The sequence below is a fragment of the Streptomyces johnsoniae genome, from assembly GCF_031845565.1.
Classification (GTDB): Bacteria; Actinomycetota; Actinomycetes; order Streptomycetales; family Streptomycetaceae; genus Streptomyces; species Streptomyces johnsoniae.
Map to the genome: position 1 here is coordinate 327,197 of NZ_JAVREV010000004.1, position 19,517 is coordinate 346,713.

Here is a 19,517-nt window from a genome sequence, read left to right on the forward strand (position 1 = left end):
CAACATATCGGGAAAGAGGGCCCTTTCAGCCCGTATGGCCGAAATCCGCAGGCGCCTGGTACTCGTGTGACGTGCGTTGTACTGTTCGTAGTGCTCGGTGGCCGGACGCGCCAAGTGTCCGGCTGGGGAAGAGGGCTGAGCACCGGTCACCGAAGGGGTCGTCCGCTGCCCGCCGAGCGCCGGACCAGTCCGCCGGGCCGCTGCCGTCCGGCCGTTTCACGATGGGCGAGGCGTGAACCACCGCATTTCCGGTCTGACGGTGCGCAACTTCCGCACGCTGACCGACACGAAGCTGCCCCTCGGCCCCCTGACCGTCATGGTCGGCCCCAACGCGGCAGGCAAGTCGAACGTGCTGCAGGCCATCGAGTTCCTGCGGGACGTGTCCGGCCGGGGAATCGAGCGGGCGCTCGACGCTCGGGGCGGGTTCGACGTCCTGGCCTTCCGCGGTGGCCGCAAACCCGTGTCCCGGATCACCGTCGGCATCGAGGGCGTCTGGTCCGATTTTGCTTCCGAAGCGGCACCGGACCGCTACGAGTTGAGCGTGTCGCGCGCCCGCCTGCCGGAGGGGTCCCGTGAGCGCTACTCGATGTTCCGGCGGGAGCACTTCACTGCGCACCCGGTGCGGGACACCGAGACAGCGGTGCAGCTGGGCGGCAGTTCGCTGTTGGTGCTCAGCCCGCTGGGAGACGAGGACGGGGCCGGGGGGACCGGCGTCGGGCGCATGGCTTCCGCCCTGCACCAGGAGGTGCTGCTGCCGATGCCCGAGGGCAGTCCGTCCGCCGGTGCGGTGGCGGCGTTCCGGCGGCACCTGTCCGAGATCCGGGTGTTCGACCCGGACGTGCGGGCCGCCCGGCGGCCGTCCCCGATCAGCACCTCGGGGCGTCACCTCGCCGAGGACGCCTCCAACCTCGCCGACTTCCTCAAGGCACTTCGCGACGTCAGGGACGGCGAAGGGCGCCGGGTCGTCTGGGAGGCGCTGCTGAACGATGTGCGCGAGGTGGTTCCCCAGCTCCACGACATCCACATCGTTCCCGCGCCCGGCAGACCGGACTACCTGTCGGTCGAGCTGGAGGAGACAGGGCTGCGGGGGCGTACCCGTCTCCAGGACGCCTCGTTCGGAACGGTGCGCATCCTCTGCCTGCTGGCGATCTTCCACGACCCGGACCCGCCGGTCCTCACCTGTATCGAGGAGATCGACCACGGCATCCACCCGCATGCCCTGGAACGTCTCGCCGGACGTCTGCGGGCGGCGAGCCGCCGGGCGCAGTTCCTCGTCACCACCCACTCACCGGTTTTCGTGGACGAGTTGAAGCCCGAGGAGTTCGTGGTCTGCGAGCGTCGCAGCAACGGGGCCTCCGTCATTCCGGCTCTCACGGCCGACGAGGTCCGGCAGGCCAGGGAGGCTTCCGAGGGCATGCCCCTCGGTGAGCTGTGGTTCGCGAACACCCTGGGGGGCGGTCTATGAGCGGCAAGGGCAGCACCAAGGGGAAGAGCCCGGTCATAGTCGTCGCGGGTGAGGGCGACAACGACCGGCAGGTGCTCCGGCATCTCATCCGGGCCGTCCGGCAGGACGCGAAGATCCTCAACATCAAGAAGAAGACCGCGCTGCGGCTGGCGGACAAGGAACTCACCCCGCGCGTCAACGAGATCCGCCGGCTCGCGCAGGTGGCCGCGGCCAGGTCGGAGCTGACGGGCATCGTCGTCCACGTCGATCTCGACACCGTCGACGAGGACCAGTACGTGCGGGTCCGCGCCCGTATCGGTGCGGAGCTCCGCAAGGCGTTCTCCTGCCCGTCGGCCCTCGCCCTCGCCGCGTGGGAGACCGAGGCCTGGCTCATGCAGTTCCCCGCCGCCTTCGGAAAGGTCAATGCCGGGTGGGTCCTCAAGGACAGATACCGGGGATGTGACCTTTCCAAAGTCCACGATCCGAAGAAAAGACTCAAAGAGCACTCGTGGAAGCCGCCCTATGAAGAGTCGGACGCGCCCCGCGTCATGGAGAACGCCCTCGGCAGTGACGGCAAGCTTCTGGTGCCCGACGGGAAGAACCGGTCGTTCGAGGAGTTCATGGCCGAGCTGACCCGCTGGTAGCCGCCTCGGCGCCGGCCCGTCGGCGGCGCTACGGGGCGCGCATTACGGTGGTGCCGACCGGCGGGAATCGCCGCCAAGGGAACAGGGGAAACGTCGTGAAGCCCACTCTGGCCGCCGCGCAGCTGCGCGGCAGTCTGACGCAGTACCTCACGACGACCTACGCCCTCGCCGACGAGGACACCCGGGCCGCGCTCGAACGCTTCCTCGGGGCCCCGGAGTCGGGCATCTTCCGCGGGCCCTACCTGCGGATCAGGACCCCGTTCCACCTGGCCGACGACGGCTGGCGCGAGGACGTGGAGTGGTCGGCCGGGTTTCCGGCGTATCCGCCGTGGCGGCACCAGGCGAGGGCCTGGTCGCGCCTGTCCACCCTGCGCGGGCCCGCGCGGCCGACGCTGGTGACGACCGGCACCGGTTCCGGCAAGACCGAGTCGTTCCTCGTGCCCGTTCTCGACCACTGCCGACGGCGGAAGGCCGAGGGCCACGGCGGGATCAAGGCCGTGCTGCTGTATCCGATGAACGCGCTGGCCACCGACCAGGCGGGGCGCATCGCGGACTACCTGGCGCTGCCTGAGCTGGCGCGGGTCACCGCGGGGCTCTACGTCGGTGACCGGCCCGATACGGACTTCCGGCGGGTGATGACGCGCCGGGAGGAGATGCGGGCCTCGCCGCCGGACGTGCTGATCACCAACTACAAGATGCTCGACCTGCTGTTGCAGCGCGGGGCGGACCGCAGTCTGTGGGAGGGTGCCGATCCCGCCTACGTCGTGCTGGACGAGTTCCACACGTACGACGGCGCGCAGGGCACCGACGTCGCCATGCTGCTGCGGCGGCTGGGGGCCGCCACCGGCGCGTCCAGGCCCGGCCGGCCCCTGGGTTCGATCTGTCCGGTGGCGACCTCGGCCACGCTCGGCGAGGGCGCGCCGGGCCAGGATGCCGGGGGCATTCTCGATGTGGCGGCGCGGGTGTTCGGGATGCCGTTCCCGGCCGACGCGGTCATCGGCGAGGAACGGATGACCGCCGGGGAGTTCACCGGGTCCGTGGATTACGAGCTGCCCGAACCGCCCACCCCCCAGGAGGTGGTGGCGGTGTCCGGCGGGCCGGACGTGGAGGCTCGGCCGGATCTGCTGGACCTGGACGCGCTCGCCACCAGAATGCTGGGGCGGTCAGGGCTCGACGCCTTCCGGGTCGGGCGGCTGCTGATGCGGCACGACTTCACGCACGGGGTGCTGTCGATGCTGAGCGGGGAGCCGCTGGACGAGTGGGCGCTGCGGGAGCGGCTCGCCCGCTTCGGCTACTCCTGGGGCCGCACCGCCCGGGAGAACCCGCGGCTGGTGCTGCTGGCCCTGAACCGGTTCGTGGCCCTTCTGTCGGCGGCCCGCGATCCCGCCTCGGATGAGCGCAAACCCAGACCGCTGCTGCACATCGAGGCACATCTGTGGGTGCGGCCGGTGACGCGGGTGCTGCGCGGGGTGGGTCGCGTTCCTGAGTTCCGCTGGTACGAGGACGACCGGACCGCGGCCCGCCGGGCCGCGCTGAACGCCGCCCCGCCCGGAGACGGCGAGCCGGAGGGTTCTTCGGGGAGTTGGCCGTCGTCCTCGGCCCGCAGGCCGCAGCCACTGCCCGGCTCCGACACGGCGCCACGTCCGGCCCAGGTGCACCTGCCGGCCGTGTACTGCCGCAACTGCGGGCGCTCCGGGTGGGCGGCGCTGTCCCCTGAGGCCGATCCGCAGCGGCTGGTGACGGCGCAGGACCGGGTGTGGCGCGCGGCCACGGGGCGGGACAAGCGGCGCGTGCGCTACTTCATCTCCGCGACGAGCAGTGAACGGGGGCAGGCCCTCGACGCGCTGTCCGGGGCGCGGCCTTCGGACGGCAGGTCCGACCCGCTGTCGGTGGTCGTGCTCGATGGCGGGCAGGGCACGTACCGGCTGCCGACCGCCGGCGACGACGGGGAGCTCGTCGACGCATGGTTCGCGCTGGCGCTGCTGGACAAGAGGACCGCCGACCGGGCGGCGAAGGAGGACCGCTGCCCGGCCTGCCACACCGACAACAGCATCCGCTTCCTCGGCACGGCGCAGGCGGCTCTGGCCTCGGCGACCGTGACCCAGCTGTTCATCGGCGGCGATATCGCGCTCGTTCCCGAGGAGCGCAAGACGCTGCTGTTCAACGACTCCACGCAGGACGCGGCGCACCGCGCCGGCTATGTCGCCAACGCCTCGTACAAGTTCTCGCTGCGTTCGCTGCTCGCCCACAACCTGGACGAGTCGGGTGCGCCGATCGCGCTGAACGAGCTGATCGGCCACGTGCTGGACTCCGTTGACGACCCGGACGATCCGGACGCGCTGGCCGCCGTGGTGCCCCCGGATCTGCACGACGAGCCGGGCGTCGACCGGGTGCTGTCCGGCCGTGGCACGGGTGATGCGCGCACCTGGAAACTGATCGGGGAGCGGCTGGCGTTCGCGACCGTGATGGAGTTCGGGCTGCGCAGCCGCCTGGGGCGCACGCTGGAGCTGACCAGGACGGCGGCGGCCGAGGTGGCCGTGGCCGAGCCGGAGCGCGTCGCGGACCTGGCCCGCGATCTGCACCTGGCCCTGCCGGGCCAGCTGCTGGTCGGCGAGGGGATGCCCACGCCCGAGCGCTATCTCGCGTACGTGCGGGGGCTGCTGGAACGGCTGCGGGTGCGCGGCGCGGTGCGGCACCACTGGCTCGACACCTGGATCAAGGAGGCCGGGGGGAACCGCTACCTGATCTCGGGGCGCAGACCGGACGGCATGCCCGCCTTCCCCGAGGGAGTCGCCCCGCCGCGGTTCCTGCTGGACGGGCAGAAGGACCGTTCGGAGTTCGACGCGGTCACCGGGCGCCTGGGCTGGTATCAGGACTGGACCCGCAGGTGCCTGGGGCTGGATGCCGCCGGGGCCGTCGAGTTCCTGCGCAGGCTGCTGCCCGCCCTGGCGGACGCACGCGTTCTGGCGGTGCGGACCCTCCGCGACCGGCAGACCCGGGTCTACGGGCTGCAGCCGGGGCATATCGAGGTGCGGCTGCTCGGCGACGCGGTGGTCAACCAGGCGTTCGTCAGCTGCGGGGACTGCGGCTGGCAGCAGGCCGTCGCGCCCGAGCGGCGGGCACGCTGGTACGGGCATCCGTGCCCCCGGTACCGCTGCAAGGGGAGGCTGACCGCGCCGCAGCCGGCGGACCCGCTCGGCGGCGCGGCGCAGGAGCGGGACTACACCGGCGACTACTACCGCCGTCTCTACCTGACGGGCGGCACGTTCCGGGTCGTGACCGCCGAGCACACGGGCATGCTCGGCCGCCCTCAGCGGGAGCGCGTCGAGCGCGCGTTCAAGGCGGGCACGCACTACACCGACCCCAATGTGCTCTCCTGCACGCCGACGCTGGAACTGGGCATCGACATCGGCGAGTTGTCGGCGGTGCTGCTCGGCTCCCTGCCGACCGGGCCGGCCAACTACGTGCAGCGGGCCGGGCGGGCCGGGCGGCGCACGGGCAACGCGCTGGTCGTCGCGTTCGGCGGGCGCAAGGCACGCGACCTGTACTACCTGGACGAGCCGCGGGAGATGATCGCCGGGACGATTCTCCCGCCGGGCTGCTATCTGTCCGCGGTGGAGATCCTGCGCCGCCAGTACACGGCCCGGCTGCTGGACCTCGCGGCCCGCGGCGAGCTGCGGACGTCCGACGGCGAGGTGCTCGCGCCGCTCCCCCGGCTGTCGTCCGCCCTGTTCGGGGCCGGCGGCTGGTGCCAGGACCTGGCCGACGCGGCCAGGACCCACGGGGAGCGTCTCGTCGCGGAGTTCCTGGCACTCTTCCCGGAGGACAGGGCGGGGGGGCGGGACGCCGACGGCGCCGGGGTCTCGGCGCACGCGGCGGGGGAGCTGATGTCGTTCGCGGCCGACGGGATCGTACGCGTTCTCCAGGAGGCAGAAGAGGACTGGACGGGGCGCCGCGAGGAGCTGCGGCGCAGGATCGCCGCGATCGACGAGGCCGTCGGCCACCTGGCCCGCTCGGACGAGTCGCAGGCCAGGGAGCGGCGCGAGCTGCTCGCCGAACGCCGCGGCACCGGGGACCTGCTGCGCGAGCTGAGCCAGTCGAGCGCCCACGCCACCCTGGTGGAGCTCGGGCTGCTGCCGAACTACAGCCTCGTGGACACCACCACACAGCTTGAGGCGACGCTGTACTGGAGCGAGCCGCTGAGCGGGGAGGACGAGGCGCGGGACGCGGACACCGGCCGGGGGGACACGGCCCGCAGGACGTACCGCAGCGAGACCCGGAACTACGAAAGGGCCCGCAAGTCGGCGCTCACCGAACTCGCCCCGGGGAACAGCTTCTACGTGGGCGGCTACCGGCACAGCGTGCGCGCCCTCGACGTCGGCAGCCCCGAGCGCCGCGCCTGGTCGGTGTGGCGGCTGTGCCCCGCCTGCGGATACGTGCGGACCGAGGACGCCCAGCACGACACGGCCCCGTGCCCGCGCTGCGGCGGGCGGGAGATCGCCGACGCGGGCTGTGTGCGGTACGTCATGCAGCCGAGGCGGGTGCTCTCCCGCGACAAGCGGGACGACGCCCGGGTCCGCGACGACCGCGACGAGCGGGACCGCAAACGCTACGCGGTCGTCACCACCGTGGACATCGATCCGGAGCGGCTGGCCCCGGGTTCCTGGCGGCACGAGACAGCGATCTTCGGAGTGGACTTCACCCGCCACGCGAAAATCCGGACGCTCAACCTGGGCCTCGACCGCGAGGACGGCAGCGGCACGGTGCCGCTGGCGGGGCGGGAGGTGCGGATCAACCCGTTCCACGTCTGCACCAGTTGCGGCGGGGCGACGGCCGACGGGCGGCCGGTGGTGGACGTTCCGCAGGCTGCGCTGACCGAGTCGGGCGCGGCGGGCCCTCCGGCCGCGAAGCACCACCTGCTGTGGTGCCCGCGCCGCAAGGCCGGGGCCGAGGCCGGGGCTCCCGGGGCGAAGGGGCGGGCCGGCGGGCAGGACGTGCCGCTGCTGCTCGCGCACGAGCTGACCACGGAGGCGGTGCGCATCCTGCTGCCCGCCTCGGTGGCCCGGGTCAAGGAGCGGCTCGCCTCGTTCACCGCCGCGCTGTTCGCCGGGATCACCGCGCGGTACGGGGGCGATCCGGACCATATCGACATCGCCGAGGCGACGATGCCCGACCACGCGGGCGACGCCGGGGGCGACTGGCCCAGGCGTTTCCTCGTCGTGTACGACCGGCTGCCGGGCGGCACCGGCTATCTGCACCGGCTGGCGTCCGCCGACGGCTTCCGGGAGGTTCTTCTTGAGGCGCGCGATGTCATCGAGGGCTGCGCGTGCATCGAGAAGGGCCTCGACGGCTGTCACCAATGCCTGCTGCGACGCGTTCCGGCCGCCGACTACGACAAGGTGAGCCGCACCGAGGTCCGGCAGATGCTGGAGGAGCTGCTCGGCGCGGAGGGCGAACGGTGGCGGACCGCGCCGGTCGCGACGACGCGGCACATCCCGCTGCATCGGCAGGCCGAAAGCGATCTGGAGGTGCTGTTCATCGAAACGCTCCAGGACTGGGCGCAGTTGGCCGAGTCCAGGGCCGCCGCCGACGCGTACACCACCTCGGCCGGCACGTACGCCCTCGACCTGCGGCTGACGGCGGCGGACGGCACGACCGTGAGCTGGCGCGTCTCCCAGCAGCGCGTCCTGGACGGCACCAGGCCCGACATACTCCTCGAACGGCTCGACGCGCCCGGCCCGCGCGTCGCCCTGTACCTCGACGGATACGCCTACCACGCCACCCGCGAGCACAACCGGCTCGCCGACGACGCCATGAAGCGGACCCGGCTCAGAGCCGAGGGCCTGCGGGTCTTCGGGCTGACCTTCTACGACGTCAAGGAATGGCGGCAGCGGGTCAAGGACACGGGGTACGCGCCGGCGGCGCCGGGCGAGCCGGTGTGGGAGCCGTACAGCGCGAACGGCCTCACGCGCGCCCGTGACTACTACGAGCGGGTCGGCCGCGGGCTGCCCGGCGAGCTGGCCGAGACGGTGTGGGTCAATCCGGTGCTGCTGCTCCTGGCCTATCTGCGTTCCCCGGAGCCCGAACGCTGGCGCCGACGGGCGGAGGCGGCGGCCGCGGGCATGAGCGGGGCCGGGAGCGTCCGTGCCGCCGCCCTCTCCGGTGCGGACGTGGGCGAGGGCATCCGGGAAGCGCTGCGCGGCGGCGTTCCCGCCGGGAGCGCCGGACCGGTACGGCTGCTGTCCGGTCCTGACGCGTCGGGCTGCCGCCTGGTGCTGGCGGCGGACGGCAGGCGCACCCCGCCGGTGTGGACGGGGCTCACCGTCCTGGACGACGGGGACGCGGCCCTGTCCGACGAGAAGACGCACAAACGGCGCTGGCGGGCCTGGCTGTTCTGGGGCAATGTGCTCCAGTTCCTGGAGCAGGGCGGTGGTGACAGCGCACAGTTGACGACCAGCATGCTCGACGGCTTCGCCACGGAGGTGCTCACGGTGACGGGCGGAGCTGGCTGGCTGAGCTCCACGCACGTGCCGGTACCCGCGCGGGCGGCGGAAACCGCCGCGCCGGCCGTGCCCGCCGTCGCCGCCGCCGTCGCCGCCGTCGCCGCCGTTGAGGAAGTCTCGCCCGTGCCCGGTGCGGACGATGCCGTCGCGGGCACCGCCGGGCGGCGGGATTCCGGCTGGGAGCGGGTCATCGCGTACCTGGATCCCCAGGAGCCGGGGCTCGCCGTTCTGGCGCACGTGCTGGCCGACGCCGGCGCGCCAGCCCCGCACGACGGCTTCGAGCTGGACGCGCACGGCTGGCAGGCCGAGCTGGCCTGGCCCGAAGCGCGGATCGGCGTGGTACTGGCCGCCCGTTCGGACGGCGCCGAGCCGGACCACGAGGCCGAGGACCGGGACGGGGCGTTCGCGGCGGCGGGCTGGGACGTCCGCCCGGCCGCCGCCTGGGACCGGGCGCAGCTGATCGCCCGTCTCACCGGCCGGTCGCGGAACAGCACGGTCACCAGCGAGGGGGAGACGACACGATGAACACCTCGGGCGTGACGCTGCGCCTGCTCGACAAAGCCGATAAGGAGATCCTCAAACTCCCCCGCGCGGTGAAGGGCGCGTTCTTCGACTTCCAGCACAAGTTCAAGGCCAATCCGCACACCGCGGGGCTCAAGCTGCAGCAGCTCAAGGGCGACAGCAGGCTGTGGTCGGCGCGCGTCAACGACGAGTACCGCGCCCTGCTGCTGCGACTCGCCGAGGACGACTGGCTGATCGTCTCCGTCAGGCACCGCAAGCACGTCTACGACCGGCTGTCGTACGGCGTCAACCAGGTCACCGGCGGGATCGAGTACGTGGATCTGGAGGTCGTGGAGGACAGCGTGCTGCGCCGTCTCCCTGCCCCGGCCACCTCGGTGCAGGCGCCCGGTGCCCCACCGGCTCCGGCCGGGCCGCCGGCTCCCGAGCGGCAGCCGCCACCGGCACGGACGCTGTTCGCCGAGTGGACCGGGCAGCAGCTGCTGGACCTGGGCGTCGCCGAACCTCTGCTTCCGGTCATCCGCACGCTCACCACCGAGGACCAGTTGCTCGGTCTGGTGGAGTACGCGCCGCAACTCACCGGCGAAGTGCTGCTCTCCCTGTTCGATGGGGCCTCGTACACCGATGTCCTCGACCAGGTGACCAGGCCGGTGGCCGCCACCGGGCCCGTCGATCCGGAGGACTTCGAGGCAGCCGCACGACGCCCGGCAACGGTCGTCACCACCACGGACGAAGCCCTGCGGGAAGCACTGGAGAGCGGTGATTTCGGCCGCTGGAAGCTCTTCCTCCACCCGACTCAGGCCAAGCTGGTCGAACGGCGTCACCGCGGCCCCGCCCGGGTGAGCGGCGGCCCCGGCACCGGCAAGACCATCGTGGCCCTGCACCGGGTGCAGCACCTCGTACGTCAGCTGCCGCCCGGCCGCGACACCTCCGTTCTGCTGACGACCTACAACAAGAACCTCGCCGCCGACCTGCGCTCCCGGCTGCTGGAACTGGGCGGGGAAGAACTGCTGGCCCGGGTCGAGGTGAGTCACGTCGACCAGCTGGCGCTGCGCATCGTCCGGGAGGCCGAGCCGGGCAGCGGCAAGCAGACCATCGACGACAACCAGGCGGTACGCGAGTGGCGCGCGCTTCTCGACGAGCTCGGAGAAAGCGCGTGGGAGCCGGAGTTCCTGCACGACGAGTGGACCCAGGTCATCCTCGGGCAGGCGGTCGGCGCCCGTACGGAGTACTTCCGGGCCCGGCGCGCCGGCCGGGGAACGAACATCGGCCGCGGTGAACGTGCGGAAATCTGGCAGCTCGCCGAACGTTTCACCCAGCGGCTCGACCGCCTCGGCCGGCAGACCTGGGACCAGGTGGCCGAGCGAGCCGCCCGGCTGGAGATGGGCCGCGAACAGCGCATTCTCCAGATCGCCCGGCAGCGCGAGGAAGCGGGCGGCCTCGACAACATCCACCTCATGGACAGCTCGGGAGGATGGCTGCGCTACCGATACCGGCATATCGTCGTGGACGAAGCCCAGGATCTGCGACCCGCCCACTGGAAGATGCTCCGGGCGATGACTCCGCGGACCGCGGACGATCTGTTCATCGTCGGCGATACCCACCAGCGCATCTACAAGAATCAGGTGACGCTCGGCAGTCTGGGCATCCATATCCGCGGTCGCTCCGCGAAACTGAGCCTCAGCTACCGGACGACCCGGCAGATCCTCCGGTCCGCGCTCGGCATCCTGGGCGGCACCACGTACGACGATCTCGACGGCGGCGAGGACACCCTGGCCGGCTACCGGTCGGTGCTCAGCGGCAGCCGTCCGTCCGGGCACCCGTTCCCTGACTGGGGGGCCGAACGGGAGGGAATCGCCGCGCTCATCAAGAAGTGGGACGCGAGTGAGGAGTTGAGCACCCCGCACGAGCGCATCGCGATCTGCGTGCCGACCAACCAGATGGCGGCCGAGGTGGGTTACACGCTCAGGCTGCACGGTATCCACTCGGTGGAGATCCGTGCGGACGGCCCGGACGGCAGCGGCGGAGTGCACATCGGCACCATGTTCCGGTTCAAAGGGCTCGAATACCAGCGCATGATCATCGCCGGCGTGACAGACGGTCTCGTGCCGAGGGAGGCCGTGCACGCCCTGCGCGACACGGACCCCGTCCGGTACCGGGCCGACATCCAGCGCGCGCGGTCTCTCCTGTTCGTGGCGACCACACGGGCACGCGACACCGTTGACATGTTCTGGCACGGGAAGGCCAGCCCGTTCCTCGACGGCTCCTGGACTGTGGGCGACAGCTGAGTCCGCGCCCTCGCCCCGGCCGCGGGTGTTCCGACCGGCTCCGCCCGTAACGGCGGTCGTCGGGACCGCGCAGGGGCGACACTCTCGGGCCGAGCTCGTCAGCGGTGCATGACCGGTGAACGACCGGAGTCGGCTCGCCCTGTTGTGCCTGGTCCTACGTCGCCCCGCCGACCCATGCGGCCAGGGCCGCGGCGACGTCGGCCGCGCTCCGGCCGCTGGTGGTGAACTCCCGGTCGACGACGCGTCGCAGGTCGTCCGCGTCCCGGAGCGCCTCCTCGACCGGCGCGTCGCCCCAGCCGCGGGCGGCGAGGCGGGTGCGCCGCTCCTCGTCGTCGCAGTCCAGGCGCGCCCAGGCGGCCCGCGGCAGGCCCGCGACGCCCGCCGTGGCGCGTTCCCACTCGTCCGGTGTCAGGGGGCACATGACCAGCACGGGCCCGCCGGCGCGCAGCAGCATCGCGACGATCCTCGCCCACAGCCCGTTGTACAGCGGCCACACCGCTTCGGCGTCGGGGGACGCCACCTTCAGGCCCAGCAGGCTGCCGCCGGGCTCCAGCAGTTCGTCGAAGTCGACGGCGCCGAACGGGTAGTGCGCCAGGTGCGGAAGCACCGTGGACTTTCCCGACCCCGGGGCGCCCGTCACGAGGTGAAGCGTCGGCATGCCGAGTCTCCCCCCTTCCCCCGCCGGCGCCCGGTCACCGGTCGCCACCCCGTTCCTCGGCGAGCGCGGAACCGGTGCGGTACAGCTCGATCAGCAGCGGCCGCAGGGCACGCCCGGCGGGCGTGAGGCGGTAGCGGGTGCGCACGGGGAAGCCGCGCAGCCGGTCGCGGGTCACCAGGCCGCGTTCCTCCAGGGCGCGCAGCCGCTCGGCGAGCACCTTGGGGCTGATGCGCGGCAGCGCCTCGCGCAGGTCGCCGAACGAGTGCGCACCGTGCATCAGTTCGCGCAGAACGAGCGTGGTCCAGCGGCCCGAGACGGCGGCGAGGGCCGTCTCGACCGGGCAGCCCGGCTCCGGGCCACGCGTGCGGCCCCGCGCGTCCGGCACCAGCTCGGCATCCCAGCGGCGGCGGGCGGCGCCGTGGGTTTCCGTTTGGTGAGCCTCGCCGCCGTCGCGTTCGCTGATCCCATGAGCACCGCATCGCCTTCCGGTCACCGTCATGTCCCCACTGTCCCGCCGGCCACCGAGCCGGAACAACATCCCGCGGTCTTCGCGGCCTCCTTCGGCACCGGCAGCACCGAGGCCGTGACGCGCCTGTACGAGCCGGGCGCCGTGCTCGTTCCGCGGCCGGGCGAGCCCGTCACCGGGGACGGACTGGCCCGGTCCACCGCGGACGTCCTCGGCCTCGGCCTGCCCATCGAGGTGCGCCCGCGGCACACCTACGTGTCGGGCGATATCGCGCTGCTGATCGTCGACTGGGTCATCGAGGGAACGGGCCCGGCCGGCGAGCCCGTGCACGTCGAGGGAACGGCCACCGACGTCGCCAGGCGCGGCCCCGACGGCACGTGGCGCTACGTGATCGACAACCCGTTCGGCACCGCACGCCCGGCGGCGGACCGGCCCGGGGCGCACGGGCGGGCCTTTATCGGATGATCGAGACAATGTCCAGCACCGCCCCGGTCAGAGCCTCGTCCCCACGCAGCCGGGCACGCGTACGCGCCACAGCGGGCTCGATACCGCGCGACGCGAGGCGCCAGAGGGTGTCCGCGGCCAGCTCCACCTCGGCGGCGGCCCGCCCGCCGTCCGGAACGGCGGGGGCCAGGCCCCAGCGTTCCGCGCCGCGCACCGCCGTCCACCGCCCGCCCGCGGGTCCTGGCACCGTGACGGTGACCGCCGTGCCCGGCGCGGCGGCGGCGTCGCGGAGGGTGTGCGGCAGGGCGCGCAGGAAGGCGTCGATCACCGGCCGGAGCAACCGCGGCCCGTCCGCGCCCGGCCGCCCGACCGCGTCGCGGATCTGCTGCTGGTGTACCCAGTACTCCGTGTACTCACGGGCCACGTCGAGCCACGTCGGCGCGGGCGCGCCCGGGTCGGCCCAGGAGACGTCGAGCCCGGCCGGGGCGTGGAGGTCCCGGCCGGCCCACATCGCGTCGAGCTCCTGTCCCAGGCGGTCGAGCAGGCCGACGAGGAGCCGCGGGCTGAGCTGCCGGGCCGTCCGCACGAAGTCCTCGTTCGTCCTGGCGAGATAGCCGGGCAGCGCCTCGCCCGGCTCGAACGCGGGGCCCGGGTGCCCGTCCCTGTCCGCGGACAGGCGGCGCACCTGGTCGTGCAGCACGTGGCCGGCGATGTCCCGCACCGCCCAGCCGGGGCAGACCGTCGCCCGCTCCCAGTCCTCGGCGGTGAGGGTGTTGAGCAGGTCGAGGAACGCGCCGCGCTCGACGGGGAACAGCGGCCGCACGTCCATGGGCGGGCCGAGCCAGGACCAGTTCATGCCCGCAGTGCACCACGTCCCGGCGACGAGCTGCCAGGCAATTTGCCGCGGAACGGGGGCCGCCCGCCGCGGCCGCCGGTGTCCTGCCCGTCGCGGACGTGCGCAGCGGACGTGCGCAGCGCTCCGGGCTTCCACCGTTCCGACTGCCGCAAGGCCGCCCTCGCCGCCGCGGCCCCCGGGCGGGGTGACGCTGTCAGTCCCGGGGCTCGCCGGGGTGGCGGCGGGCGGGGACGGCGCAGGCCGGGGTGCCGCCGGGCATGCGGCGGCGGTTGGCGGCCACCAGCCGGTAGACGCCGTGTGCGGCCCACCGCTGCGGCGGCAGCCGCAGCAGCGCGCCCAGCACGGCCCAGGCGCCCCCGGCGCTCATCAGCAGCTTCGCGACGGCGTGCGCGCCGCCGTAGACCGCGCCCGTGGGCGTGACCCACAGCACCTCGTGCTCCGCCCGTTCACGGGTGACACCGAGCGCCGCCAGATCGGCGAACTGCCACGGCGTGGCCTCGCAGCGCGGCCGGACCCGGCGCCGGGCGAACTGCATCGAACTGGTGCAGAATCCGCAGTCGCCGTCGTAGACGAGCACTGGCGATGTGTTCATGCCCCCATCCTCCTCCTCCCGCGCGCCGCCCGTCGCCGCGGGCCCGCCGACCGTGCACGGGGCCCGCGTCCTCACCCCAGGCGCAGGCTCCAGCGGCCGGGCCGCCCGCTGAGGCTGACCACCGACAGCGGGTTGACCTCGGTGCGCCAGTACGACTGCGGCGGAGCCTTCAGGGCGTAGAGCATCGCGGCCCGGATCACCGAGGGCTCGGTGACGGCGACGACGCGGCCGTCCCCCTCGATCGGCCGGGTGTCGAGCCAGCCGCCGACGCGCGAGACGAACGACAGCAGCGGCTCGCCGCCGTGCGGCGCGGACCGCGGATCGGCGAGCCAGGTGCCGACCGCGGCGGGCTCGCGGGCGGTCACCTCCTGGAGGGTCAGCCCGTGCCACCGCCCCATGTCGCAGTCACGCAACGCCGGTTGGGCCATCGGGGAGAGCCCGAGCGCGTCACCGGTCTGCCTGCTGCACGGGGTCGGGGAACAGTAGCGGAGCTCGGCGGCGGCCAGCGGCAGCAGCACGGGCATGGCCCGCTCCAGCGCCTGCCAGCCGGCCACGTCGAGCGGACGGTCATCACCGAAACGGATGTCGAGGACAGCGGAACTGCGGGCAGCGGCAACCAGCGTGACCAGCATGGCGCGATCGTACGAGCAGTCGAATTAGCGCACCACCAGGGAAACATAAATATGACAACGGAATCTTCCAGCTGTCCCCCAAAACCACCGACCGAGGTGAATTCCCCGGCAATACGGGATGCTTCCGGACGTGATTCCCGACGTCAGAGGCTTCCCTCCAGCACCTCCTCGCACGCCAGCCGCAGCCGGTGCACCCCCTCGGCGATCTCCGCCACTCCGGCGGCCGGCGCGAAGCTGAGCCGGATGTGCGGGGCGGGCCGTTCGGCCGCGAAGTACGGCCGCCCGGCGGCAACCGCGACCCCGGCCCGCAGCGCGGCGGCGGACAGCGCGGCCTCGTCGGCACCCGGCGGCAGCCCGAGCCACAGGTGATAGCCGCCGCGCGGCACCCGGCCGGCGGAAAGCCAGGGCAGCCCGGCGAGGACGGCCGACGTCATGGCCTCCCTGCGGACCCGCAATTCCCCGGCCACGGTCCGCAGATGACGCTGCCAGGCCGGACTCCCGACCAATTCCAGGGCGGCTTCCTGGAGCGGACGCGGCACGAAGAAACTGTCGACGATCTGAATGGCCCGCAGGCGTTCCGCGACGGGCCCGCGGGCCGCGAGCGCACCGACCCGCAGGCTCGGCGAGGTGACCTTGGTGAGCGAACAGACGTGGATCACGTGGCCGTCCGCGTCCTCGGCGGCGAGGGTGGGCGGCAGCGGGCCCGCGTCCTCGTGCGCGAGCCTGCGCGCGAAGTCGTCCTCGACGACGAACGCGCCCGCCTCGCGGGCGACGGCCAGCACCTCGCGGCGCCTGGCGGCGCCGAGCACGGCGCCCGTCGGGTTCTGGAACAGCGGCTGGCACACGAACACCCGGGCGCCGCTGGCCGCGAAGGCACGGCTCAGCAGTTCCGTCCTGACCCCGTCGGCGTCCACCGGCACCGGCACCGGACGCAGCCCCGCGGCCCGCGCGACGGCCAGCATCCCCGGGTACGTCGGGGACTCGACGAGGACGGCGGCGCCCGGGGGCGCCAGGGCGCGCAGCGCGGCGCTGAGCCCACTCTGCCCGCCCGCCGTGATCGTGATGTCCGAGGCGGCCAGCGCCCCGGAACCGCCGTCGATCGTGCGGGCGAACCAGGCGCGCAGCTCACCGAGCCCGTCCATCGGCGGCCGGTCCCACGCGCCCGGCCGCCGCCCCGCGCGGGCGAGCGCCGCGGCCAGGGCACGGTCCGGACGGAGCGCGGGCGCGAGGTACCCACCGTTGAACTCGATGACTCCCGGCGCCGGCGCGGCCAGCGTGGCCAGCACGCCCTGCGCGTCGACGGTACGCGGCACCTGGTCCGCCGCAGGGGCGGCGGTCAGCGTGACCTCCTGCCAGCTCAGATCGCCGCGGACCGGCCGCGGCGAACACGGCTCGGCACGGAACGCGCCCGCCCCCGGCCTGGTGACGACGAGCCCTTCGGCGGCGAGCACGGCCAGCGCCCTTGACACGGTGACGGGGCTGACACGGTAGCGCGAAACCAGCTCCCTGCTGGCCGGAAGCCGCTGCCCGGGAGAGTAGCGCTTCAGCTCCTCCCGCAGAGAGGTGGCCAATTCCGCGACGCTGCTACCGTGATGCATGACAGCACAGAATAGCGCTACTGCCCAGGCGGCAGTAGCGGTCCCCGTCCGCGGGCCGACCGCCCGCCGCGGGCTCCTCTTGGCCGCCCTCGGGGTCACGGCGTTCTCCCTCACCTTCCCCGCGACCGCCTGGGCGCTCGAAGGGCTCGGCCCGTGGACCGTGACGTGCGCCCGCACCGTCCTCGCCGCTCTCATCGCCGGCTGCTGCCTCCTCGCCGTCCGCGCGTCCCCGCCGCCCCGCCGTCACCTGCCCGGGCTCGCGCTGGTGGCCGGCGGCTGCGTACTCGGGTTCCCCCTGCTGACCACCCTGGCCCTGACGACCTCGGGCACCGCCCACAGCGCCGTCGTCGTCGGCCTGCTGCCGCTGACCACCGCCGGCTACGCCGCGGCCCGCACCGGCAGCCGCCCGCCGCGCGCCTTCTGGGCGGCGGCGGTGGCCGGGGCCGCGGTGGTGATCACGTTCGCGATACACGAGAGCGACGGCGCCCTCGCCACCGGCGACCTCTACCTCTTCGCCGCGCTCCTGATCTGCGCGGCCGGCTACGGCGAGGGCGGGCGGCTGGCCGGTCTGATGCCCGGCTGGCACGTCATCTCCTGGGCCCTGGTCGGCAGCCTGCCGCTCGCGCTGCCAGGACTCGCGCTCGCCCTCGCGGCCGAGCCCGCCCGCCTCACGGGCCACGCCGTGGCCGGGGTCCTCTGGCTCGCGGCGGGCTCCAGCTTCTTCGGCCTGGTGGTGTGGTACCGCGGCCTCGCCCTCGCCGGCGTCGCCAGGGCCAGCCAACTTCAGCTCGCCCAACCGCTGCTGACCCTCGTCTGGTCCGTCGCACTTCTCGACGAACGCCTCGGTCCCGCCGCCGTGGCCGCGGCGGCGGGCGTGCTGATCTGCGTCGCCGCCACCCAACGAGCGGCCCGCCGCACCGGTCCGGGTCGGCGCTCGGGCCACGACCGGACAACCCGTTCCTCCGCCGCGGCCGGTGTCCCGTGAGACTGGTGGGCTCCCGCGTGGTGGGCTCCCGCGTGGTGGGCCACGGTGGCGTGGGGCTGCCGGGAACCGCTCGGCCGCTCGGTGCAGCGGCCATCGGCCGCCACGACGCACTGGGCCGGACCCGGTCCCGGTCCCGGTCCGTCGGAGTCAGCGGGCCGTGCGGTGGGACACGCGCCCCCCGAGTACCGATGGCGATGCGCGATCCGCACCGGCCCCGGACCAAGGTGCCGCGAGCGGCACACCTGGGTCCGGCCCTGTCGGTCCTGCCGGATCAGCCCGCGGCTCCCCCGGTTTCCGTCCGGGAAGTGGCCGGGGATGCGGTGCCCCTGGCGCCCTCGGTGCACCCGGGGGCCGGGGTGATCGACCGCCCGCGAGGTCTCCGGCCGCCGGGGCGACGACCGGGCATCAACCGGTCGGGGCCCGACCGCCGGCGAGCCGGGCGCTCGGCGCCCGTGCGGACCCGACGGGCCGACCGCGTCGCCGCCGCGTGCCCGGAACACCGCGAGGACCGCCGGCACCGCCGGAGTCGCCAGGTCCGCGGCCGGGCGGCCTCACGTGCGGTAGTGGTCCTCGTGGACGCGGCGCATCGCACCGATCGGATCGCCGACGACCTGCGAGGCCGAGTAGAAGACATTGCCCCCGACCGGCGCGTGGTCCGCGCACAGCGTCAGGTGCCTGGACAGCTCCGCCGGGTCCTGCCACGCCTCCGGCTGCCCGGGGTCGCCCGCCTTGTACATGGCCTCACCGATGTACAGGTCCACGCCCGTGCCCTCGGCGACGTCCGACCACCACTGCACGAGCGTCCCGTAGTCCGCCGCCTCGTGCCCGATGTGCCAGTAGACCTGCGGCACGACGTAGTCCAGCAGACCGTCCTTGACCCAAGCGCGGACATCCGCGTACAGGTCGTCGTACGTCTGGACGCCGCCGCGCGTGTCCGAGCCGAGCGGGTCCGTCGACCGGTTGCGCCAGATGGCGAACGGGCTGACGCCGAACGGCACTTCCGGCTTGGCCGCGTGCACGCGGTCCCGCATCTCCCGCACCAGCAGGTCGATGTTGTGCCGCCGCCAGTCGCCGCGGTCGGCGAAGTCGCCGCCGTGCTCGCGGAAGGCCGCGTCGTCGTCGAACTCCTCGCCCGCCACCGGGTACGGGTAGAAGTAGTCGTCCCAGTGCACCCCGTCGACGTCGTACGACTCGACCGCGTGCATCATCGCCTCCTGCACGAAGGCACGTACCTCGGGAAGCCCCGGATCGTAGTACAGCCGCCCGCCGTAGGTCACCGCCCAGTCCGGGTGCTCGCGGACCGGATGCCCCTGCGCGAGCCGGTCCTTGTCGCTGTGCATGGCCACCCGGTAGGGATTGAACCAGGCGTGCAGCGCAAGGCCACGCGCGTGCGCCTCCGCCACCGCGTAGCCGAGCGGGTCCCAGCCGGGGTCGCGCCCCTGCTCCCCGGTGAGCCACTGCGACCACGGCTCGTGCGGCGAGGGCCACAGCGCGTCCGCGGTCGGGCGGACCTGGAAGAACACCGTGTTCAGCCCCCAGTCGGCGGCCGTGTCCAGCAGGCCGGTCAGCTCTCCTTTCGCCTCGTCGGCCGAAAGCCCCTGGGCGCTCGGCCAGTCGATCTGATTGACGGTCGCGATCCACATGCCGCGCATGCCCGCGGCGCGCGCGGCCGAGCGCCCGTCGCCGCCGCGCGGCGCGCCCGAGGCGGCCTGATGCAGCGTCAGTGCCCCGGCCAGCGTGCCGAACGCGGCGGCGGCGAGACCCCTTCGGCTGATGCGTCCCATGTCGTGCCCCCTGTCATCTCTCCACGTTATGTCTACCCCGCACAGGGTGACGAAGCCCGCTTCGTCATGCCCCTGTGACACACCCTTATGGGAACAACATTCGA

At 73.4% G+C, this 19,517-nt stretch carries 13 protein-coding genes; 6 read left to right on the forward strand and 7 right to left on the reverse strand.

Features of this window, described 5'->3' with window-relative positions:
• Positions 1-232: 232 nt before the first annotated feature.
• The 4 genes from RM779_RS09700 to RM779_RS09715 all read left to right on the forward strand — a co-directional run bounded on the left by RM779_RS09700 (position 233) and on the right by RM779_RS09715 (position 11,398).
• Entirely contained in the window at positions 233-1,465 is a 1,233-nt protein-coding gene (locus tag RM779_RS09700; RefSeq protein WP_311617260.1) for an AAA family ATPase, read from the forward strand.
• The gene (locus RM779_RS09705) at positions 1,462-2,088 is read left to right on the forward strand and encodes a hypothetical protein (RefSeq protein WP_311617261.1); all 627 of its coding nucleotides are present in this window, start codon (positions 1,462-1,464) and stop codon (positions 2,086-2,088) included. The genes RM779_RS09700 and RM779_RS09705 overlap by 4 nt, the downstream gene beginning before the upstream one ends.
• A 95-nt stretch (positions 2,089-2,183) precedes the next feature.
• Positions 2,184-9,116 (forward strand): DEAD/DEAH box helicase, encoded by a 6,933-nt coding sequence (locus tag RM779_RS09710; protein ID WP_311617262.1) that lies wholly within the window; start codon positions 2,184-2,186, stop codon positions 9,114-9,116.
• Positions 9,113-11,398 carry a UvrD-helicase domain-containing protein gene (locus RM779_RS09715; protein WP_311617263.1) on the forward strand — a complete coding sequence of 762 codons (2,286 nt, stop codon included), beginning with the start codon at positions 9,113-9,115 and terminating at the stop codon, positions 11,396-11,398. Before RM779_RS09710 ends, RM779_RS09715 begins: the two co-directional genes overlap by 4 nt.
• Before the next feature lie 154 nt (positions 11,399-11,552).
• On the opposite strand, the gene RM779_RS09720 is transcribed toward RM779_RS09715, so the two are convergent.
• Both RM779_RS09720 and RM779_RS09725 read right to left on the reverse strand, forming a co-directional pair.
• A complete protein-coding gene (locus RM779_RS09720; RefSeq protein ID WP_311617264.1) occupies positions 11,553-12,056 on the reverse strand; it encodes an AAA family ATPase in 504 nt (167 codons plus the stop codon).
• Positions 12,057-12,090: 34 nt separating this feature from the next.
• The gene (locus RM779_RS09725) at positions 12,091-12,555 is read right to left on the reverse strand and encodes a winged helix-turn-helix transcriptional regulator (protein WP_394813258.1); all 465 of its coding nucleotides are present in this window, start codon (positions 12,553-12,555) and stop codon (positions 12,091-12,093) included.
• Here RM779_RS09725 and RM779_RS09730 point away from each other — a divergent pair.
• A complete protein-coding gene (locus tag RM779_RS09730) occupies positions 12,523-12,987 on the forward strand; it encodes a YybH family protein (RefSeq protein ID WP_311617266.1) in 465 nt (154 codons plus the stop codon). The two genes, RM779_RS09725 and RM779_RS09730, sit on opposite strands and share 33 nt — an antisense overlap.
• Here the strand turns inward: RM779_RS09730 and RM779_RS09735 are convergent.
• From RM779_RS09735 to RM779_RS09750, 4 genes are all read right to left on the reverse strand, one after another.
• Positions 12,977-13,822, reverse strand: coding sequence for a maleylpyruvate isomerase family mycothiol-dependent enzyme (locus RM779_RS09735; RefSeq protein ID WP_311617267.1), 846 nt, complete (start codon positions 13,820-13,822; stop codon positions 12,977-12,979). The genes RM779_RS09730 and RM779_RS09735 overlap by 11 nt on opposite strands.
• Positions 13,823-14,015: 193 nt before the next feature.
• Entirely contained in the window at positions 14,016-14,414 is a 399-nt protein-coding gene (locus RM779_RS09740) for a thiol-disulfide oxidoreductase DCC family protein (RefSeq protein WP_311617268.1), read from the reverse strand.
• Between the two features lie 71 nt (positions 14,415-14,485).
• The gene (locus RM779_RS09745; protein WP_077062492.1) at positions 14,486-15,046 is read right to left on the reverse strand and encodes a histidine phosphatase family protein; all 561 of its coding nucleotides are present in this window, start codon (positions 15,044-15,046) and stop codon (positions 14,486-14,488) included.
• Between the two features lie 143 nt (positions 15,047-15,189).
• A complete protein-coding gene (locus RM779_RS09750) occupies positions 15,190-16,644 on the reverse strand; it encodes an aminotransferase-like domain-containing protein (RefSeq protein ID WP_311617269.1) in 1,455 nt (484 codons plus the stop codon).
• On the opposite strand from RM779_RS09750, the gene RM779_RS09755 reads away from it, so the two are divergent.
• Positions 16,643-17,629: a DMT family transporter gene (locus RM779_RS09755; protein ID WP_311617270.1), complete on the forward strand. Its 987-nt coding sequence runs from the start codon at positions 16,643-16,645 to the stop codon at positions 17,627-17,629. The two genes, RM779_RS09750 and RM779_RS09755, sit on opposite strands and share 2 nt — an antisense overlap.
• Before the next feature lie 551 nt (positions 17,630-18,180).
• On the opposite strand, the gene RM779_RS09760 is transcribed toward RM779_RS09755, so the two are convergent.
• Positions 18,181-19,413 carry a glycoside hydrolase family 10 protein gene (locus RM779_RS09760; protein ID WP_311617271.1) on the reverse strand — a complete coding sequence of 411 codons (1,233 nt, stop codon included), beginning with the start codon at positions 19,411-19,413 and terminating at the stop codon, positions 18,181-18,183.
• Between the last annotated feature and the right edge of the window lie 104 nt (positions 19,414-19,517).